The 1006-nt window shown below is 64.9% G+C and carries 2 protein-coding genes; both read right to left on the reverse strand.

What is annotated here, in order from left to right; translation table 11 throughout:
• Nucleotides 1–615 (reverse strand): DDE-type integrase/transposase/recombinase (locus tag AWC08_RS16605; protein WP_244906505.1); only part of this gene is annotated, 615 nt, incomplete at its 3' end.
• Between the two features lie 29 nt (nt 616–644).
• Nucleotides 645–926, reverse strand: a complete 282-nt coding sequence (locus AWC08_RS16610; RefSeq protein WP_244906504.1) for a transposase — start codon at nt 924–926, stop codon at nt 645–647.
• Between the last annotated feature and the right edge of the window lie 80 nt (nt 927–1006).

Genomic DNA, 1006 nt, shown 5'->3' on the forward strand with positions numbered 1-1006 from the left:
CCACGGGGTACCCGGCGGAATATAGGACAAGCCGACCTTGCCCTCGCAGAACCGTTGCAGCGCTTGAGAAACCAACTCAGGACCATTGTCCATCCGCAGCACCTTCGGCGGCCCGCCGGCCGCGGTGAACACCTTCTCGAGCTCGGCGACGAGTCGCTCGGCGGTGATGGAGCGTTCCACCAGATGCAGCAGCGATTCGCGGGTGTGTTCGTCGACCATCGATGCGATCTTGATGGCCTTGCCGTCGGTGGTGGAATCGAACTGGAAGTCGATCGCCCACACCACCTTCGGGGCGTCGGCAATCACCTCCGGTACCGAGGACGTCCCGGCCCGTTTGCGTGGGCTGTGGACCCGTCTCTGTAGCCCCTCCTCGCACCACAGTCGGTGCACCTTCTTCACGTTGATCGCCCGGCCCTCGTCGTGGCGTAGCGCCGCCCAGGCGCGCCGGAACCCGTGGCACGGGTGCTTGGTGGCGTAGGCACGCAACCAGGCCCGCAGATCCACGTCGGGGTCGGTGGGTGTCTGGGCCTGGGGTAGCCGTCGGTGGGTGGAGCGAGAAAGCCCAACCGCTTTGCAGGCCAACCGTTCCGACATGCTCAACGCGTCCTTGAGCATGTCCACGGCGCGGCGCTTGGCGGCCGGGCTCAGAATTTTCCCTTCGCTACCTCCCGCAGCGCGTCCTTGACCAGCTCGGCCTCGGCCAACAACCGCTTCAAGCGGGCGTTCTGCTCACGCAGCTCCTTGAGCTCCTTGGCCGCATCAGGGTCCATTCCGCCATACGCGCGACGCCAGTTGTACAACGTGGCCGCAGACACCCCTAGCTCGGCGGCGATCTCCTCGCCAGTCTTACCTTCGGCAGCCAACTCATCAGCACGGCGCAGCTTGCGCACGATGTCCTCCGCGGAATGCCGCTTCCGACCAGCCATGTGTTTCATCGTCCCTTCCAGCCCGACATCGGGCCACAGGACTCTAAAACTGGTTGGACTCATTCACCGGGAACACGCCA

Origin of the sequence: Mycobacterium gordonae, from assembly GCF_002101675.1 — a bacterium.
In the GTDB taxonomy this organism is placed as follows: domain Bacteria; phylum Actinomycetota; class Actinomycetes; order Mycobacteriales; family Mycobacteriaceae; genus Mycobacterium; species Mycobacterium gordonae.

What these genes read in the sequence shown, in the direction of transcription:
- AWC08_RS16610 (WP_244906504.1), bottom strand. Translation starts at nt 926, where the DNA reads ATGGCTGGTCGGAAGCGGCATTCCGCGGAGGACATCGTGCGCAAGCTG.